The 214-nt window shown below is 76.2% G+C and carries 1 protein-coding gene; it reads right to left on the bottom strand.

Going from position 1 to position 214, the window contains the following annotated elements; all coding sequences use genetic code 11:
• Nucleotides 1–214, bottom strand: a 214-nt coding sequence (locus OO54_RS41260; RefSeq protein WP_033213071.1) for an ATP-binding protein, incomplete at both ends; no start/stop codon positions are given.

Genomic DNA, 214 nt, shown 5'->3' with positions numbered 1-214 from the left:
GGTGAGGGGGATGGCGGCGGAGAGCACCGTGCCCTCGCCCGGGGCGGATTCGACGGTGAGGGTGCCGCCGAGCTGGCGGGCGCGGACGCGCATGGCGGGCAGGCCGTGGCCGCGTACGCCGCCGGGGGTGTCGGCGGGGTCGAAGCCGTGGCCGTCGTCGGCGATGTCGAGGACGACCTGGTCGTCGAGGTAGGTGAGGGTGAGGGCGGCGGAT

The organism is Streptomyces wedmorensis (assembly GCF_000716445.1).
In the GTDB taxonomy this organism is placed as follows: Bacteria; Actinomycetota; Actinomycetes; order Streptomycetales; family Streptomycetaceae; genus Streptomyces; species Streptomyces wedmorensis.
This window is presented reverse-complemented; position numbering and strand designations above follow the sequence as displayed.